The organism is Inquilinus limosus, from assembly GCF_051487185.1.
GTDB classification, from domain to species: Bacteria; Pseudomonadota; Alphaproteobacteria; order DSM-16000; family Inquilinaceae; genus Inquilinus; species Inquilinus limosus_F.
The window spans coordinates 87,054-104,769 of sequence record NZ_JAHVDK010000003.1 but is presented as its reverse complement, the minus strand read 5'-3'; the positions used below and the strand labels follow the sequence as shown (position 1 = coordinate 104,769).

Sequence of the window (17,716 nt, the reverse complement as noted above, 5' to 3'; positions counted from 1 at the left end):
GAGATCCAAAAAAACGGGCGCCGGAGCCCCGGGCGCCCGCCTTCAGACTAGGGTCAGGACTCATTAATTCCGATAGTATCGAATGACGGCAATGAGCCCAAGCTGCATTCGAAATGTGATTATCTAATGTCCGCTTTGGCCGAACGCTTCAAGTCCAAATGACCTCGCTACAAGTTCGCGCCGGTTTGTAAACCGAACTTTGGGTTGCCGAAGACAGTCGCTAAACCCCCTTTTTGCTGCGCGAACTAACTGCCAATTTCTCAACTAGTTCATCAGTGATATGGTTACTCAACGAGAACGTAACTCCGGTCTTGGTTGCCTTGAGTTTCAAAGAAACGATCTCGTCGGCATGAGCAGCAATTGCACCCGGGTCAACATATAGACCGCATTGTTTACTAAAGGCAGCATAGCCCGCGATGATCATTTCTTCGATCTGAAATCCGGGCATATCGTACTTAATGACTTCTTCGGCGTCTGGTAGTGCCCGCGATAGCTGTGCACGTAGTTGGCCCAACATGGCGCGAAACTGCTCCGGTGCGGCAGCTATATAGGCGTCATGGTTATCCTTCTTCTTCATGCTGACAGTATGCCTTTTAGTATGTCCAAAGGCAACAAATGGGGCGCTAGGGCTGGGGACTATAAACAGGATTCACAGCGGCGCCGAGATGTGATTCAGCCCCCCCGTTGATCGGGAGGTGTTTGTGGCGTCGGAGTTTTGGTTGAGCGATGAGCAGTGGGGCCGGCTTTCGCCGTTGCTGCCGAACAAGCCACGCGGGGTGCCGCGTGTTGATGATCGCCGGGTGATCAGCGGCATCGTGCATGTGCTGGTGTCGGGCTGCCGGTGGAAAGACGCGCCGGCGATCTACGGGCCGGTCAAGACGCTCTACAACCGGCACAAGCGCTGGTCGGAAAAGGGTGTCTGGCGCTCTGTGTTCGAGGCGCTGGCGGCGGCGGGCGGACCACCGGCCGAGGTGCTGATCGACAGCACGCATGTGAAGGCGCACCGGTCGGCGGCTGGCGGAAAAGGGGGGCGCACGTCCAGGCGATCGGGAGCAGCCGGGGCGGCCGCAACAGCAAGCTCCACGCCGTCAGCGACGAAGGCGGCCGACCGCTCGCCTTCCACCTGACGCCCGGCCAGGCCGCCGATTGCCGGGCGGCGGAGGTGCTGCTCGCCGATCTGCCGCCACGCTGCATCGTGCATGCCGACCGCGCCTATGACAGCGACCGCATCCGCGCCCTGATCGAGGACCAGAACGCCGTCCCGAACATCCCGCCCAAGGCCAATCGGCGCTGGAAAAGCTGCTTCAGCCGCGTGCTCTACAAAGGCCGGAACGCGATCGAACGCATGTTCTGCCGGTTGAAGGACTGCCGCCGGCTCGCCACCCGATACGACCGCCTCGTCGCCGCCATCCTCTGGTGGTTATGAGTCCCGGCCCTAAAACACGGCGCTCAGCCGACCTTGTTCTTGTTGTAGACGTCGAAGGCCACGGCGGCGAGCAGCACCAAGCCCTTGATCACCATCTGCAGGTCGATGCCGAGGCCGAGGATCGACATGCCGTTGTTCATCACGCCCATGATGAAGGCGCCGATCACCACGCCGGTGATCTTGCCGACGCCGCCCGAGGCCGAGGCGCCGCCGATGAAGCAGGCGGCGATGGCGTCAAGCTCATACTGGTTGCCGGCCTGCGGCGTCGCCGAGGTCAGGCGCGCCGTGGTGATCAGCCCGGCCAGCGCCGCCAGCACCCCCATGTTGACGAAGGTCAGGAAGACCAGCTTCTCGGTGTTGATGCCGGACAGCTTGGCCGCCTTCTCGTTGCCGCCCACCGCATAGATGCGCCGGCCGAGGGTGGTGCGGGTGGTGACGAAGGCGTAGAGCACGACCAGCACGCCCATCAGGATCAGGATGTTGGGCAGGCCGTTATAGGTGGCCAGCAGGTAGCCGAGCCCGGCCAGGGCCACCACCGTCGCCGCGTTCTTGATCACGAAGAACAGCAGCGGCTCCTGCTCGACCCCGTGCTGGATCTCGTTGCGCCGGTTCCGGATGTTGAACCAGACCAGGATCAGGGGTACGGCGAGGCTGATCAGCAACGTGGTGATCCAGACCTTGCCGGTGCCCGAGAACAGCTCCGGCATCGAGCCGAACAGCTCGGCGATGAAGCCCGAGGACATCTTCTGGAAGTCGCTCGGCACCGGCCCGGCCCGCTCGCCGGCCAGCACCATGATGCACAGGCCGCGGAAGGCCAGCATCCCGGCCAGGGTGACGATGAAGGACGGGATCTTGCGATAGGCGATGAAATAGCCCTGAACCGAGCCGATCGCCGCGCCCAGCGCCAGGCAGGCGATGGCCGAGAGCCAGGGGTCGACGCCCTGCCACACCATCAGGGCGCCGCCGACCGCGCCGACGAAGCCGGCGACCGAGCCGACCGACAGGTCGATATGGCCGCTGACGATGACCAGCAGCATGCCGAAGGCCAGCACGATGACATAGGCGTTCTGCTGGATCAGGTTGCTGAGGTTCAGTGGTGTGAACAGCCGGCCGTCGGTCGCGACCTGGAAGATGATCATGATCGCGACGAGCGAGAGCAGCATCGCGTATTCGCGGATGTTGTGCTTCAGGAACTCGCCGATCCGGCTGTTCGCACGAGTCTGCAGGGCAGTGGTGTCGGTAGTCATGGCCGTGCTTCCTTAGACCCGTTCTCTCGAGCGCATGATCGCCCGCATGATGTTTTCCTGAGAGGCTTCCTGGGCCGGCATCTCGGCGACTATGCGGCCCTCGTTCATGACGTAGATCCGGTCCGACATGCCCAGCAGCTCGGGCATCTCGGACGAGATCATGATGACGCCCTTCCCGGCGGCGACCAGCTGGTTGATGATCGTGTAGATCTCGTATTTGGCGCCGACATCGATGCCGCGGGTCGGTTCGTCGAGGATCAGCACCTCGGGCCCCGCGAACAGCCACTTGCTCAGCACCACCTTCTGCTGGTTGCCGCCGGACAGGTTGACAGTCTGCTGCTGCACGCCGGAGGAGCGGATGTTCAGCTTGCGCCGGTAGTCGAAGGCGACCCGGAGCTCGCGCATCTCGTCGATGATGCCGCGGCGCGCCACGCCGGGCAAATGGGCCAGCGGGATGTTGTGCTGGATCGAATCCCCCAGCACCAGCCCCAGCTGCTTGCGGTCCTCGGTGACATAGGCGAGGCCGGCGGCGATCGCCTTGGGCACGGTGGCGAGGTCGACCGGCTGCCCCCGCATCGTCGCGGTGCCGGTGATCTTCTGGCCCCAGGACCGGCCGAACACGCTCATGGCGAATTCGGTTCGCCCTGCCCCCATCAGCCCGGCGATGCCCACCACCTCGCCGGCGCGGACATGCAGGTCGATGCCCTTGATCACCTGCCGCTCCGAACGCAGTGGGTGATGGACGCTCCAGCCCTTCACCGCGAACAGGGTCTCGCCCAGCTTCGGCTCGCGCTCGGGGTAGCGGTCGGTCAGGTCGCGGCCGACCATGCCCTTGATGATCCGGTCCTCGTTGACCTCGCCGCCGCGGGCGTCCAGCGTCTCGATGGTCGACCCGTCGCGCAGGATGGTGATCGAATCCGCGACCTTGGTGATCTCGTTCAGCTTGTGCGAGATCAGGATCGAGGAGATGCCCTGGCGCTTGAAGTCGAGCAGCAGCTCCAGCAGCGCGTCGCTGTCGCTCTCGTTCAGGCTGGCCGTCGGCTCATCGAGGATCAGGAGCTTCACCTCCTTCGACAACGCCTTGGCGATCTCGACCAGCTGCTGCTTGCCGACGCCGATATTGGTGACCAGCGTCGCCGGGTTCTCCTTCAGCCCGACCTTGGTCAGCAGCGCCCGGGCCCGGACCAGCGTCTCGTTCCAGTCGATGATGCCGCGGCTCGCCACCTCGTTGCCGAGGAACAGGTTCTCGGCGATCGACAGGAGCGGCACCAGCGCCAGCTCCTGATGGATGATGATGATGCCGGCTTCTTCGCTGTCCGAGATCGAGCGGAACTGCCGCTCCTTCCCCTCGAAATGGATCTCGCCCTCGTAGGAGCCATGGGGATAGACGCCGGACAGGACCTTCATCAGCGTCGACTTGCCGGCGCCGTTCTCGCCGACCACGGCATGGATCTCGCCGCGCTTGACCGCGAGATTGACGTTGCTGAGCGCCTTCACGCCCGGAAACGTCTTGGTGATCCCTCGCATCTCCAGGATCGTATCAACGGCAGGATTAATTGTATCCACCTCTGGGCTCCGCTCGCCACGGGCGCCGACCTGCCGCTCGACCACGGCAGGTGCAACGGCAGGGCCCCGCGTCCGGAGACGCGGGGCCCTGGGGCACATCAGATTACTTCAGTTGGTCGGCGGTGTAGTAGCCGCTGTCGACCAGCACCTTCTGGACGTTGTCCTTGGTCACCGGCACCGGCGTCAGCAGGTAGGACGGCACCACCTTGACGCCGTTGTTGTAGGTCTTGGTGTCGTTGACCTTCGGCTCGGCGCCGGACATCACGGCGTCGATCATGTCCACCGTGACCTTGGCCAGGTCGCGGGTGTCCTTGAACACGGTCGAGTACTGGTCGCCGGCGAGGATCGACTTGACCGACGGGACCTCGGCGTCCTGGCCGGAGACATAGGGCAGCGGCCGGTCGCCCGAGCCGTAGCCCACCGCCTTCAGCGAGGCGATGATGCCCATCGACAGGCCGTCATAGGGCGAGAGCACGGCGTCGACCTTCTTGTCGCCGTAGTAGGCGGACAGCAGGTTGTCCATGCGCGCCTGGGCGGTGGCCGCGTCCCAGCGCAGGATGCCGACCTTGTCCATGCCGAACTGGCCACTCGGCACCTTCAGCTTGCCGCTGTCGATGTAGGGCTGCAGCACCGACATCGCGCCGTCGTAGAAGAAGAAGGCGTTGTTGTCGTCCGGCGAGCCGCCGAACAGCTCGATGTTGAACGGGCCCTTGCCGTCCTTGAGGCCGAGCGCGTCGACCAACGAGGTCGCCTGCAGCACCCCGACCTGGAAGTTGTCGAAGGTGGTGTAGTAGTCGACATTCGGGGTGTCGCGGATCAGGCGGTCATAGGCGATGACCTTGATCCCCGCGTCATGCGCCTGCTGCAGCACCGAGGACAGCGTGGTGCCGTCGATCGAGGCGATCACCAGCACCTTGGCGCCCTTGGTGACCATGTTCTCGATCTGCGACAGCTGGGTCGGGATGTCGTCGCCGGCATATTGCAGGTCGGCCTCGTAGCCCTTGGCCTGAAGCGACTTGACCATGTTGTCGCCGTCAGCAATCCAGCGCGCCGAGGTCTTGGTCGGCATCGAGACGCCGACGAGGCCCTTCTCGGCAGCCTGTGCGGACAGCGCGAAGGCGGACAGCCCCAGCGCCAGCGCCGTGACGGATGTGATCAGCTTCACCGTTTTCTCCCTCTGGTGTTCTGTTGTGCGCCCGGGCCGGTCGTTCCGCCGGGAGTCCGACGCGCTGTTGCCGCATGGCCGCTCATGATGCCGCCGCGGCCCAGGCCCTTCCAGCCGGGCTGCCCGCGGTCACGAGCCTCCTGTGACTGCGATGACGGCGATCCCGCGGGACGCCGATCGGCGGCGAGCCTCCGCGCACGCTCCTCCCGGAACGCCGGACAGCCTGCCGCCGGTGGCTCAAGCCCGACGCCTCAGCTCTGTGTGGAAATCCATATGCTCCTCCCTCTCACGCGACTGGAAGCCCTTGTGGCTGCTTGGGGTCGGCCTTGCCGAACCAATCCTCATACAATTTGGCGTAATCTCTCTTCATGCCGCTGCGCTGTCAAGCGGCGCCGGAATCACCGCCCCCGGCGGGCCTTCCCGCCGCCACGAAACCCGGCTAAAGCTGCGCCCCATGTCCCTGCTGCGCGGCATGGCAACGGTCGGGGGGTTGACGGCCGTCAGCCGGATCGCCGGATTCGCCCGCGATATCCTGACCGCCTCGCTGCTGGGCGCGGGGCCGATGGCCGACGCCTTCGTGATCGCGATCAAGCTGCCGAACCTGGCCCGGCGCCTGTTCGCCGACGGCGCCTTCATGGTCACCTTCGTGCCGCAATACGCGGCCGAGCGGGGTGAGCGCGGCCGCGAAGCAGCGCTGGCCTTCGCCGGCGAGGTGCTGGCGGCGATGCTGGCGGTGCTGATCCCCCTCACCCTGCTGGCGCTGCTGGCCATGCCCGGCATTCTGGCGGTGATCGCCCCCGGCTTCGTCGACGACCCGGCGCGTCAGGCCCTGGCCCTGGACTATGCCCGCCTGGCCTTCCCCTATCTGCTGCTGATGTCGATCACGGCCCTGCTGGGGGGCGTGCTGAACGCGCAGGAGAAGCTGGCCCCCTTCGCCGCGGCGCCGATCCTGTTCAACCTGGTGCTGATCGCGGCCCTGCTGTTCGGCACACGCCTGGCCGGGTCGCCCGGCCGGGCGCTGGCGATCGGCGTCACCCTGTCCGGCATCGTCCAGCTGCTCTGGCTGGCGCTGGCCTGCCGCCGCCACGGCCTGTCGATCCGCCTGATGCCCCCGCGGATCGGGCCGCGGCTGCGGCGCCTGGTGGTGCTGATGGGGCCGGGCGCGATCGGCACCGGCATCACCCAGATCCAGATGGTGCTGAACACGCTGATCGCCAGCTTCCTGCCGGCCGGCGCGGTCAGCGCGCTTTACTACGCCGACCGGCTGACTCAGCTGCCGCTCGGCATCGTCGGCATCGCGCTTGGCACCGCCCTCCTGCCCACCCTCACCCGCCTGCTGGTCGAGGGCCGGACCGACGCGGCGGCAGCGACCCAGAGCCGGGCGATCGAGGTCGCGCTGCTGCTGGGCCTGCCGGCCGCGGCCGGGCTGATTCTCCTGGCCCAGCCGATCATCCTGGTGCTGTTCGAACGCGGCGCCTTCGGCCCGCACGAGACCGCGGCGGTGGCCGGCGCCGTCGCCGCCTATGCCGCCGGCATCCCGGCCTACATCCTGATCCGGGTGTTCTCGACCCTGTGCTTCGCCCGGCAGGACACGGCGACGCCGATGCGCACCGCGCTGGCCGCCACGGTCCTGGCCGTGGCGGGCGCCGTCCTGCTGATGCGGCCGCTGGGCCATGTCGGCATTGCCCTCGCCACCGCCGTCTCGGCCTGGACCAATGCCGGGCTCCTGGCCTGGTCGCTGCGCCGCCGCGGCGCCCTGCCGCTCGACGCCGGGCTGCGCCGGCGCGGCGGGCGGATCCTGCTGGCGGCTCTGGGCATGGCCGCCGGGCTGCTGCTGGCCCGGCACGAGGTAACAACCATTGGCGGCGCGACGCTGGCGGCGCTGATCGCCGGTGGTGCGCTGCTCTACGTCGCCCTCTGCCTGTGGCTCGGCGCCGTCGACCGCGGCGAACTGGCCCGGTTCCGCCGCCGCGGGCATCAGGCGGGTTGACCCGGCGGCATGGGCCCGGCCATAAACCGAGCCTCCCCACCCCTCTCCGGCACCGGCGGACATGAAGCGCATCTTCTCGGGCATCCAGCCCACCCACAACATGCACCTCGGCAACTATCTCGGCGCGGTGCGGAACTGGGTGGCGCTGCAGGACGGGGCGGAGTTCGAGACCATTTACTGCGTCGTCGACCTGCACGCGCTGACCGTGCCGCAGGTGCCGGGCGAGCTGCGCGCCCATATCCGCGAGCTGACCGCGACGCTGCTGGCCGTCGGCATCGATCCCGAGCGCAGCATCCTGTTCGCGCAGAGCCAGGTGCAGGCCCACAGCGAGCTGGCCTGGCTGTTCTCCTGCGTCACCCCGCTGGGCTGGCTGCGGCGCATGACCCAGTTCAAGGACAAGGCCGGCAAGCAGCAGGACACGGCGATGCACGGTCTGCTCGCCTATCCCGTGCTGATGGCGGCGGACATCCTGCTGTACAAGGGCACCCATGTGCCGGTGGGCGAGGACCAGAAGCAGCATCTGGAGCTGACCCGCGACATCGCCCAGTCCTTCAACCAGCGCTACGGGGTCGAGTGCTTTCCGCTGCCGGAGCCGCAGATCCTGGGCACCGCCACCCGGGTGATGAGCCTGCGCGACGGCACCAAGAAGATGAGCAAGTCGGACAGCTCCGACTACAGCCGCATCAACATGACCGATGATGCCGACACGATCGCGCTGAAGTTCCGCAAGGCCAAGACCGACCCGGAGCCGCTGCCGACCGAGCCGGCGGGCCTGGCGGCCCGGCCCGAAGCCGAGAACCTGGTCAACATCTACGCCGCCCTGGCCGGCAAGAGCATGGAAGCGGTGCTGGCCGAGTTCGGCGGCGCCCCGTTCTCGACCTTCAAGGGGGCCCTGACCGACATCGCGGTCGCGGTGCTGGCGCCGATCGGCGGCGAGATGCGCCGGCTGATGGCCGATCCAGGCCATGTCGATTCGGTGCTGCGCCGGGGCGGCGAGAAGGCGACCGCGCTGGCGGCGCCGGTCCTGGCCGAGGTGCAGGACATCATGGGGCTGTTGCGGCCGTGAGAGAGCGCCCGATCTCCGACCTGCCCAATCTCGGCCCCAAGACCGCGGAATGGCTCGCCGCCGTCGGCATCACCACCGAGGCGGAGCTGCGCGCGGTCGGCCCGATCGCCGCCTGGCAGCGTCTGAAGGCGGCGCAGCCGGAGGTGATCACGGTCAACGCGCTCTACGCCCTGCACGGCGCCCTGACCAACCAGCACTGGGCCTCGCTGCCGCAGGAGCTGCGCGCCCTGCTGCGCCGCGACGCCGGGGTGGAGTGACGGCGACCGGTTAGGGTCGGTAGGTTGGGTTCGCTGGCGAACCCAACATTTTGTTGGGTTGAGCTCCGCTCAACCAACTTACACGTTCCCTCCACCTGTCATTGCCGGGCTTGACCCGGCAATCCAGAAGATGTCGACAGCCTCTGGATGCCCGGGTCAGGCCCGGGCATGACAGAAGTGAGAAGGCTAGATCGACGGGTCCTCGTCTTCCCTGGCCCGCTTGGCCGAGCCGGCGAAGCTGGTGATGGCGAAGGACTCCAGGAGATCGATCGCGGCTTCCCGTGACAGGACCCCGGTGTCGATCGTCAGGTCCGGGGTCTCCGGCTCCTCGTACGGGGCCGAGACGCCGGTGAAGCCCTGAATCTCGCCGCGCCGGGCCTTGGCGTAGAGGCCCTTCGGGTCGCGCTGCTCGCAGATCGCCAGATCGGCCTTCACGAACACCTCGCGGAAGCCCTCGCCGATCGCGTCGCCGGCCAGCGCCCGGTGCCAGCGCTCGGGCGAGATCAGCGCCACGATCGCGATCAGCCCGGCCTCGGCGAAGAGCTTCGCCACCTCGGCCGCGCGGCGGACGTTCTCGGCCCGGTCCTCGGCCGAGAAGCCGAGGTCGCGGCCGAGGCCGGTGCGCAGCGAATCTCCGTCCAGCACCGTCGCCTGCCAGCCGCGGGCGAACAGGCGGGATTCCAGCGCCGTCGCCAGGGTCGACTTGCCGGCGCCGGACAGGCCGGTCAGCCAGACCACGCCGCCGGCATGGCCGTTGGCCAGGCGCCGCGCCGCGGCGTCGACCCGCCGCTCGGTCGGGAACAGGAGCCGACTGTCGGATGTGGCATCGAGGATGGTGACGCCGCCGACCACGTCGTAGCCGTCGACCAGCACGCCGCGGCCGGTCGCCGGCAGCTCGGCATGGCGGTCGAAGGCCATGGCGGTGCGGCCGACCACCTCGATCTCCGCCGTCTCGTTGCGCCGCACCAGCTCCGCCGTCCGGGTCTCCAGCGTGTGCACCTCGACCACATGGCCGATCCGCTCCACCGTCACCGTGTGCTCGGCGGTGGCCAGGCGCAGCGTCAGCCGGGCGCCGGGGCGCAGCGGCTCGCGCGCCAGCCAGAACAGGCGCAGCTTCAGCCGGGCCGCGGTGGCGGGCGCCTGCTCGACCAGGGTCGCGATCTGGCCGCGCTCGACGAAGACCGGCGGGTCGAGAGTCAGCCCGACCGCCTGGCCGGCCCGGGCGCTGGTGATCTCCGCCGCCGGCCAGCTCTCGATCGTGGCGATGCGCGCGACCTTGCCCGAGGGCGCGAAGCGCAGGGTCTGGCCGACCGCGAGCGCACCGCTCTCGATCCGGCCGGCGACGATGCGCCGCTCGTCGAACTTGTAGACGTCCTGCACCGGCAGGCGCAGCGGCTGGTCGACTGGCGCCGGCGCGGCCTCGAGCCCGTCCAGCGCCTCGACCAGCGACGGCCCCTTGTGCCAGGGCATCAGGGCCGAGCGGGAGACGATGTTCTCGCCGTGCCGGGCGGCCACCGGCACCACCACCCTGGGAGTGATGCCGACGCTGTTCAGATAGGCCGAAATCTCGTCGGTCACGGCCTGGAAGCGGGCCTGGTCGTAATCGACCAGGTCCATCTTGTTGATCGCCAGCACCACCTGGGTGATGCCGAGCAGGCCGAGGATCAGCGCGTGGCGGCGCGACTGCTCCAGCGTGCCCTCACGTGCGTCGACCAACAGCAGCGCCGCATCGGCCCCGGCGGCGCCGGAGACCATGTTCTTGAGGAATTCGGCATGGCCCGGCGCGTCGATCAGCACGTAGCGCCGGCGGGCGGTGCGGAACTGCACCTCGGCCGTGTCGATGGTGATGCCCTGGTCGCGCTCCGACTGCAGCGCGTCAATCAGAAACGCCCATTCGAACGGCATGCCGCGCTTCTTGCTCATCGCCTCGACGGCGGTGACGCGCTCGGGGCCGAGCGCGCCGGTGTCGTGCAGCAGGCGGCCGATCAGGGTCGACTTGCCGTGGTCGACATGGCCGGCGATGACGACGCGCAGGGTGCGGGCGGCGGCCAGCGCCGGGTGCAGGGTCACGATCCCGTCCATCTCACATGTACCCCGCGCTGCGGAGGCGCTCGAAGCCGTCCTCGGTCTCGTTGTCGATGATGCGGCCGGCGCGTTCGGAGACCTTGGTGGTCTCGAGCTCGGCGATGATCGCCTCGATCGAATCCGCCTCGCTGGCCACCGGCAGGGTGATGTTCTTCTCGCCCAGCGAGCGGTAGCGCAGCCCATCCTTGGCCAGGTACAGCGGCACGATCGGGATGCCCTCGCGCTGGGTGTAGCGCCAGACGTCGATCTCGGTCCATTTCAGGATCGGGTGGATCCGGACATGGGTGCCGAGCTCGAACCGGGTCTTGTATTGGCCCCAGAACTCCGCCGGCTGATCGGTCACGTCCCAGCCGCCCTCGAAGCTGCGCGGGCTGAACACCCGCTCCTTCGCCCGCGTGCCCTGCTCATCCCGGCGGATGCCGACGATGATGCCGTCGAAGCCCTCGCGCTGGATCACCGCCTTCAGCCCCTCGGTCTTGCGCGCCGCCGCCCGGCCGCCGGGCGCCAGCGTCTGATCCATCAGCTCCTCCGGCGGGCAGTCCTCGACGATCAGCGGCAGGTTCCATTCCCGCACCAGCCGGTCGCGGAACTCATACACCTCCGGCAGTTCCATATGGGTGTCGAGCTGGATCAGTGGGAACGGCACATGGCCGAAGAACGCCTTGCGCAGCAGCCACAGGATCAGGGTCGAGTCCTTGCCGATGGACCAGAGCATCGCCAGCCGATCGATGCGGGCGAAGGCTTCGCGGAGAATGGTGATGCTCTCCGCTTCGAGTTCGTCGAGATGATTCATGATCTACAGGAAGGTGACCGGGGAGGTGGCAGGATCGGCGGGGCGGTGGATACCGCATTCGGTCTTGGCTTGGCCAGACCAGCGGCCGGAGCGCGGGTCGGCGCCTTGCGCGACCCGCTCGGTACAGGGCATGCAGCCGATCGACAGGAAGCCGTCGGCCTCCAGCGGATGATGCGGCAACCCGCGGGACTCGAACTCCGCCGCGATCCGGTCGGGCGACCAGTTGGCCAGCGGATTGATCTTGAAGCGGCGTTCCGCCGCAGCCCATTCGACCGCCGGCAGGGTGGCGCGGGTGGCGGCCTGGAAACGCTTGCGGCCGGTGATCCAGCCGCCGAAGCCGGAGAGCGCCCGCTCCAGCGGCTCGACCTTGCGCAGGGCACAGCAGGCGTCCGGGTCGCGCTGGAACAGCAGCAGGTCGGGATCTCGTTTGGCGATTTCAGCGGGGTCAGGCTTGACCGAGCGCACATCCTCCAGCCCGAGCTGCGCGACCAGCGTGTCGCGGTAGCGCAGAGTCTCGCCGAAATGGCGGAGCGTGTCGAGGAAGATCACCGGCGTGGCCGGTGCCACCTCGGCGGCCAGCGCCAGCAGCACCGCCGATTCGGCGCCGAAGGAGGAGACGAGCGCGATCGGCCCGAGCCGCGGATCCGCCAGCGCCCGCTCGATCAGGGCATGCCCCTCCAGCCCGTCGAATTCGGCGGCGATCAGCTCCTGAAAGGCAACGGCGGAGACGGACATTAGGCACTCATGGTCGGCAAACTGCTCCAATTTTGCTGTAAAATAGAGCGCATTTGCTGGTTGACTGTGTGTGAATCAGGGAGCTAATGTCAACACACAATTGTGGATATGAACGCCGCCGATGTCCGCCGACCTCCCCGCCGCCCCGCCGAAGCTCTCCGCCGTCGAAGGCGTGAAGGAGCAGAGTCGATTCCTGCGCGGCGGCATCGCCGCCGACCTCGCCGCGCCCGGCATCTCGGTCACCGAGGAAAGCTATAACCTGCTGAAATTCCACGGCAGTTACGAGCAGTACGACCGCGACACCGCGACCGCGCGCAAGAAGCAGGGGCTGGAGAAGGAATACCAGTTCATGGTCCGCGCCCGCATCCCGGGCGGGCGGATCACGGCCGAGCAGTACCTCGCCCTCGACGCCATCGCCGACAGATATGCCAACGGATCGGTGCGGATTACCACGCGCCAGGGCATCCAATTCCACGGCGTTCTCAAGGGGAACCTGAAGGCGACGATCGCCGACATCAACCATTCGATGCTGACCACCATGTCCGCCTGCGGCGACGTGGTGCGCAACGTCATGACCACCCCGGCGCCGATCCGCGACGCGGTGCATGCGCGGCTGGAGGCCGACGCCCGCTTCCTGTCGACGCGCCTGCTGCCGAAGAGCCGGGCCTATTACGAGATCTTCCTCGGTGAGGAGAACCAGACCCCGGCCGAATCGGTCGACGAGCCGCTATACGGCGCCACCTACCTGCCGCGGAAGTTCAAGATCGGCCTGGCCGCGCCCGAGGACAATACGGTCGACATCCTGACCCACGATCTCGGCATCCTCGCCGTGTTCGAGGGCGACCAGCTGCAGGGCTACAACCTCAATCTCGGCGGCGGCCACGGCCTGACCCACACCAAACCCGGCACCTATGCCCGCATGGGCTCGCCGATCGCCTCGGTGGGCCCGGGCGAGCTGCTGCAGGGTGCCGAGGCGGTGATCCGCCTGTACCGCGACCACGGCAACCGCACCGACCGCAAGCGCGCCCGGCTGAAATACGTGCTGGACGACATGGGCCTCGACTGGACCCGGAAGGAGCTGGAGCGCCAGTTCGGCCGGGCCCTGGCCGACCCGCTGCCGCACGCCCCGTTCCGGGTGCCCGACCATCTCGGCTGGCACGAGCAGGGCGACGGCCGCTTCTGGCTGGGCCTGCCGGTGGCCAGCGGCCGGATCCAGGACGGGCCGAAGGTGCGGCTGCGCACCGCGCTGCGCAGCCTGTTCGAGAACTGGGCCAAGCCGGCGGTGCTGACGCCGCAGCAGGACATCCTGATCGCCGACATCGCGCCCGCCGAGCGTGACGAGATCGAAGCGCATCTGCGCGCCCATGGCGTGGTCTTCGCCGAGGACCTGACCCAGGTTCGGCGCTGGGCCCTGGCCTGCCCGGCCCTGCCGACCTGCGGCCTGGCGCTGTCGGAGGCGGAGCGGATCCGCGAGCCGGTGATCGACGCCTTCGAGGCGGTGCTGCACCGGCACGGGCTGATCGAGGAGCGGATCAGCATCCGCATGACCGGCTGCCCGAACGGCTGCGCCCGGCCCTATGCCGGCGACATCGGCATCGTCGGCCGCACCCCGGGCACCTTCGCCCTGTTCGTCGGCGGCGATTTCGAGGGCACGCGGCTGAACACCAAGTTGGCGGAGAAGGTGCCGGAGGCGGCGATCGCCACGACGCTGGAGCCGATCTTCGCCGCCTTCGCCCAGGAGCGCCTGCCGGGCGAGGGCTTCGGCGACTACTGCCACCGCCAGGGGCTGGAGCGGCTGACCGCCCTGATCTCCACCGCCGAGGCCGCCTGATGCTGCCGATCGCCCTCTGCCCCGAAGCGGTTCCGGTCGCCCTGGTTGGCCAGGGTGACAAGGCGGTGCGCCGCCTGGCCCAGCTCGACGAGGGCGGCTTCACCGTCACGGTCTTCGCCGACGATCCGTCGCCCGACCTCGTCCTCGCCGCCGGCGACCGGATGTGCCGCCGGCTGCCCAACGCCGCCGATCTCGGCGCCCACCGGCTGCTGCTGGTGGCCGACCTGGACGAGGGCCGCGCCGCCGACCTCGCCCTCCTCGCCCGCCGCCTCGGCCTTCTCGTGAATGTCGAGGACCGGACGGCGCTGTGCGACTTCCACCTGCCGGCAATCGTGCGCCGCGGCGACCTCGTGGTGGCGATCTCCACCGGCGGCCGGAGCCCGCGCCTCGCCGCCCGGCTGCGGATGGCCGCCGAACGGCTGATCCATCGCGACTGGGGCACCCGCCTGGCCCGGCTCGGCCTCTTACGCTCCGAGCTCCGCGCCCAGGGCAAGGGCCCGGTGGAGATCGCCCGTGCCGTCGATGCGGTGATCGACGGCGAAGGCTGGCTGGGCCGGCCAGGGGCGTGAGCCCCGATCGGGCCTACACATCATTCAGCCGAATCTGTGCAGGCGATAGAGCTTGCATCCTCACGAACCGCTACCCCTGCGGGGTCTGCGTCGCCGGCCGGGCGCCGCGCAGGCCTGCGGCGAGGAGGCTGGCGACCGCGATATAGATCAGGCATCCGAGCGCCTGCCAGCTCAGCGGCACGCCGAGGTCGATCAGGACGCCCATCAGGATCGGCGAGGCACCGCTGGCGACGACCACCGCTGCCTCGACCGCGGACCGGACCCGGCCCAGCTGCGCTGGGCCATAGAGGTCCACCCAGAGCGCCGTGGCCAGCGTCGATCCGACCGCGGCCGAGACCCCGGTCAGGATCAGGTAGACCGGCGCGGCGAACGGCGATGAGCTGATCGCGAGGACGGCCATCGCGATGCCCTGCGGCACCAGGAAGAACGGCATGAGGCGCCGCGGCCCGTGGCGGTCGATCACCGGCCCGGCCACCAACAGCATGGCGGCCTGGACCACGGCGAAGGCGACGAACCAGATCGCGATCCAGCCGAGATCCCAGTGCTTCTCCTCGGCCAGCCGGGCCTGGTGGAAGAAGAAGCCGGTCGCGATGAAGGGCGCGGCGAGGACCGCCGGGAGCGCGAGCCACATCCGGCGGTCGCGCCAGAGGGGTGTCGTGTCGGCCGCCGCTGCGGGCGTTTCCCGACGCCGCCGGGCAGCGGCCTCGTCCGCCGCGCGCGGCAGGAACAGAAGGGCGAAGGCGACGCCCGCGGCCGCGACCACGGCGTTCACACCCCAGGCGGCCCGCCATCCGATGGCGTCCATCACCGCGACAGCCCCGATCGGCAAGATCGCCTGCGCAGCCGAGAAGCCGAGGGCCGTGATGCCGAGGGCCTTGCCGGCATCGGCCGGGAAGGTCCGGGCCGTGGCCGTCAGGGCGGTATGAGTCATCAGCCCCTGGCCGCCCAGGCGCAGCATGTAGAAGGCGAGCCCCAGAACGACGACGTTCGGGCTGAGCGCCGTCACGGCGCAGGCGGTGCTCAGCAGCGCGGCGACGCCGATCGTGTAGCGGTGCACCGTCGTGCGGTCGATCCACCGGCCCACCCAACCCAGCGTCAGCGCGCTGAGCAGCGTGCCGATGGCATAGGCCGTGCCGAGGCCGCCGTCGGTCAATCCGAAGCTCTGCCGGAACTGCGCCCCGTAGAGCGAGACGAAGAAGGTCTGGCCGAAGCTGGACAGCCCCATGAGGAGGGCGCCGAACAGCAGATGGTTCCAGTGCCGGGCACCGAAATCGAGATAGCTTCGGATCATGACGGGGCCGCTGAGGATGACATCCGGACCATTCTGGCAAGCCCGGACGCTCTTCCCAAATCGATCCGCGTCAATGCACCGGCGCCGACGCGACCGCCTCCTTGTCGTGCACGGCGAAGCGCTCGACCATGGTGGCGCTCGCCGCGTTAAGGCCGACGACCTCGACCTTGCGGCCGTGGCGGCGGGCCTTCAGCACCACGCGGTCCAGCGCGCCGACGGCCGAGATGTCCCAGAAATGGGCGTCGCCGACGTCGATGACGATCTTCTCCACCGGCTCGATCACGTCGATGGCGTCCGCGAAGGTGCCGGCGGAGGCGAAGAACACCTGCCCCTCGACACGATAGGTCCGAGCCGCCCCGTCCGGCGACAGGGTGGAGCTGACGCGGCTGAGGCGCGACACCTTGCCGGCGAAGAACACGCCGGACAGCAGCACGCCGACCACCACGCCGATCGCCAGGTCCGAGGTGGCGACGACGGTCGCCACCGTGGCCAGCATCACCACGGACGACGGCACCGGGTTGGTGCGCAGCCGGGCCAGAGAGCGCCAGGAGAAGGTGTTGATCGATACCATGATCATGACCGCGGTCAGCGCGGCGACCGGGACGATGGCCAGCAGGTCCTGCAGAGCGACCAGCAGCACCAGCAGGAAGCCGCCGGCGACCAGCGTGGACAGCCGGCCACGCGCGCCGGAAGAGACGTTGATCACCGACTGGCCGATCATGGCGCAGCCGCCCATTCCGCCGAAGAAGGCCGAGGCGATGTTAGCCATGCCCTGGCCGGTGCATTCCCGGTTCTTGTCGCTGCTCGTTTCGGTCATGTCGTCCACGATCTGTGCGGTCAGCAGCGATTCGAGCAGACCGACCGCCGCCAGGGTGAGCGCGACCGGCAGCAGGATGCGCAGGGTCTCGAGCGTGAACGGCACCGAGGGCAGGGCGAAGCTGGGCAGGGACGACGGCAGCTCGCCGAGATGGGCGACCGTGCGCACGTCGAACTGGAACACGACGGTGATCACGGTCAGCACCGCGATCGCCACCAGAGGAGAGGGGATCGTGCGGGTGACCCGCGGGAACAGGTAGATGATGGCGAGGCCCAGCGCGATCAGCCCGTAAGTCGCGGGCGGCACGCCGACCAGCTGCGGCAGCTGGGCCAGGAAGATCAGAATGGCGAGGGCATTGACGAAGCCGGTCATCACCGACTGCGACACGAAGCGCATCAGCCGCCCGAGCTTGAGAAATCCGGCGACGATCTGAAAGACGCCCATCAGGATCGTGGCGGCGAACAGGTACTGGACGCCGTGGTCGCGGACGAGATCGGTCATCACCACGGCGGTCGCGGCGGTGGCGGCGGAGATCATGGCCGGCCGGCCGCCGGCGAAGGCGATCACCGTGGCGATGACCACCGAAGCGAACAGGCCGACCTTCGGGTCGACGCCGGCGATCACGGAAAAGCCGATCGCCTCGGGGATCAGCGCCAGGGCGACGACGATGCCGGACAGGACGTCGCCGCGGATATTGGAAAGCCAGTCGCGGCGGAAGGATGAATGGGTCTTCATGGAGAGGATGCCCGCAATAGACGTGCGCTCGCCGCCGCGATGTCGCGCGGCCGGCCGGAGAAGTCATTTGCGTTGTCCGGCGGATCGGCGGCCGGAAGAGCCACCCGGGATTTCACCGGGTCCAGTCGAATGACCCTACATAC

Annotated in this window: 15 protein-coding genes and 1 other annotated feature; of the genes, 6 read left to right on the top strand and 9 right to left on the bottom strand. The window is 68.3% G+C overall.

Going from position 1 to position 17,716, the window contains the following annotated elements:
• Positions 1–220: 220 nt before the first annotated feature.
• Entirely contained in the window at positions 221–577 is a 357-nt protein-coding gene (locus tag KXR53_RS04055; RefSeq protein WP_437373646.1) for an iron chaperone, read from the bottom strand.
• 124 nt (positions 578–701) lie between these two features.
• On the opposite strand from KXR53_RS04055, the gene KXR53_RS04050 reads away from it, so the two are divergent.
• Positions 702–1,426, top strand: a protein-coding gene (locus KXR53_RS04050) for an IS5 family transposase (RefSeq protein ID WP_437373645.1) whose coding sequence is annotated in 2 segments (ribosomal slippage) — positions 702–1,037 and positions 1,040–1,426 — 723 coding nt in all. Because the reading frame shifts where the segments join, the coding sequence is not laid out codon by codon here.
• Positions 1,427–1,449: 23 nt separating this feature from the next.
• Here the strand turns inward: KXR53_RS04050 and mmsB are convergent.
• The 3 genes from mmsB to chvE all read right to left on the bottom strand — a co-directional run bounded on the left by mmsB (position 1,450) and on the right by chvE (position 5,404).
• Positions 1,450–2,673, bottom strand: a complete 1,224-nt coding sequence (mmsB, locus tag KXR53_RS04045) for a multiple monosaccharide ABC transporter permease (RefSeq protein WP_437373643.1) — start codon at positions 2,671–2,673, stop codon at positions 1,450–1,452.
• A gap of 12 nt (positions 2,674–2,685) precedes the next feature.
• The gene (gene mmsA, locus KXR53_RS04040) at positions 2,686–4,200 is read right to left on the bottom strand and encodes a multiple monosaccharide ABC transporter ATP-binding protein (protein ID WP_437373641.1); all 1,515 of its coding nucleotides are present in this window, start codon (positions 4,198–4,200) and stop codon (positions 2,686–2,688) included.
• A gap of 142 nt (positions 4,201–4,342) precedes the next feature.
• Positions 4,343–5,404 (bottom strand): multiple monosaccharide ABC transporter substrate-binding protein, encoded by a 1,062-nt coding sequence (gene chvE, locus KXR53_RS04035; protein ID WP_437373639.1) that lies wholly within the window; start codon positions 5,402–5,404, stop codon positions 4,343–4,345.
• A 454-nt stretch (positions 5,405–5,858) separates the two neighbouring features.
• On the opposite strand from chvE, the gene murJ reads away from it, so the two are divergent.
• The 3 genes from murJ (at position 5,859) to KXR53_RS04020 (ending at position 8,717) form a co-directional block, all read left to right on the top strand.
• The gene (gene murJ, locus KXR53_RS04030) at positions 5,859–7,394 is read left to right on the top strand and encodes a murein biosynthesis integral membrane protein MurJ (protein ID WP_437373637.1); all 1,536 of its coding nucleotides are present in this window, start codon (positions 5,859–5,861) and stop codon (positions 7,392–7,394) included.
• Between the two features lie 61 nt (positions 7,395–7,455).
• The gene (gene trpS, locus KXR53_RS04025; protein ID WP_437373635.1) at positions 7,456–8,460 is read left to right on the top strand and encodes a tryptophan--tRNA ligase; all 1,005 of its coding nucleotides are present in this window, start codon (positions 7,456–7,458) and stop codon (positions 8,458–8,460) included.
• A complete protein-coding gene (locus KXR53_RS04020; RefSeq protein WP_437373633.1) occupies positions 8,457–8,717 on the top strand; it encodes a TfoX/Sxy family protein in 261 nt (86 codons plus the stop codon). Before trpS ends, KXR53_RS04020 begins: the two co-directional genes overlap by 4 nt.
• 186 nt (positions 8,718–8,903) lie before the next feature.
• Here the strand turns inward: KXR53_RS04020 and cysC are convergent, their stop codons facing one another.
• From cysC to KXR53_RS04005, 3 genes are read right to left on the bottom strand one after another with little or no spacing between them, the layout of a single operon-like run.
• Positions 8,904–10,799: an adenylyl-sulfate kinase gene (gene cysC, locus KXR53_RS04015; RefSeq protein WP_437373631.1), complete on the bottom strand. Its 1,896-nt coding sequence runs from the start codon at positions 10,797–10,799 to the stop codon at positions 8,904–8,906.
• Between the two features lies 1 nt (position 10,800).
• Complete coding sequence (gene cysD / locus KXR53_RS04010; RefSeq protein WP_437373629.1) at positions 10,801–11,595, bottom strand: sulfate adenylyltransferase subunit CysD; 795 nt, start codon at positions 11,593–11,595, stop codon at positions 10,801–10,803.
• 3 nt (positions 11,596–11,598) lie between these two features.
• Entirely contained in the window at positions 11,599–12,330 is a 732-nt protein-coding gene (locus KXR53_RS04005) for a phosphoadenylyl-sulfate reductase (RefSeq protein WP_437373627.1), read from the bottom strand.
• A gap of 121 nt (positions 12,331–12,451) precedes the next feature.
• Here KXR53_RS04005 and KXR53_RS04000 point away from each other — a divergent pair, with 121 nt between their 5' ends.
• Entirely contained in the window at positions 12,452–14,161 is a 1,710-nt protein-coding gene (locus tag KXR53_RS04000; RefSeq protein WP_437373625.1) for an NADPH-dependent assimilatory sulfite reductase hemoprotein subunit, read from the top strand.
• Positions 14,161–14,730 carry a precorrin-2 dehydrogenase/sirohydrochlorin ferrochelatase family protein gene (locus KXR53_RS03995; protein WP_437373623.1) on the top strand — a complete coding sequence of 190 codons (570 nt, stop codon included), beginning with the start codon at positions 14,161–14,163 and terminating at the stop codon, positions 14,728–14,730. The genes KXR53_RS04000 and KXR53_RS03995 overlap by 1 nt, the downstream gene beginning before the upstream one ends.
• 70 nt (positions 14,731–14,800) lie before the next feature.
• On the opposite strand, the gene KXR53_RS03990 is transcribed toward KXR53_RS03995, so the two are convergent.
• Positions 14,801–16,021, bottom strand: coding sequence for an MFS transporter (locus tag KXR53_RS03990; RefSeq protein WP_437373621.1), 1,221 nt, complete (start codon positions 16,019–16,021; stop codon positions 14,801–14,803).
• A gap of 70 nt (positions 16,022–16,091) precedes the next feature.
• Positions 16,092–17,573 carry a SulP family inorganic anion transporter gene (locus KXR53_RS03985; RefSeq protein WP_437373620.1) on the bottom strand — a complete coding sequence of 494 codons (1,482 nt, stop codon included), beginning with the start codon at positions 17,571–17,573 and terminating at the stop codon, positions 16,092–16,094.
• A 70-nt stretch (positions 17,574–17,643) separates the two neighbouring features.
• Positions 17,644–17,699: a sequence feature (sul1 is cis-regulatory element that is thought to sense ions involved in sulfur or methionine metabolism; They are found in Alphaproteobacteria), on the bottom strand.
• Between the last annotated feature and the right edge of the window lie 17 nt (positions 17,700–17,716).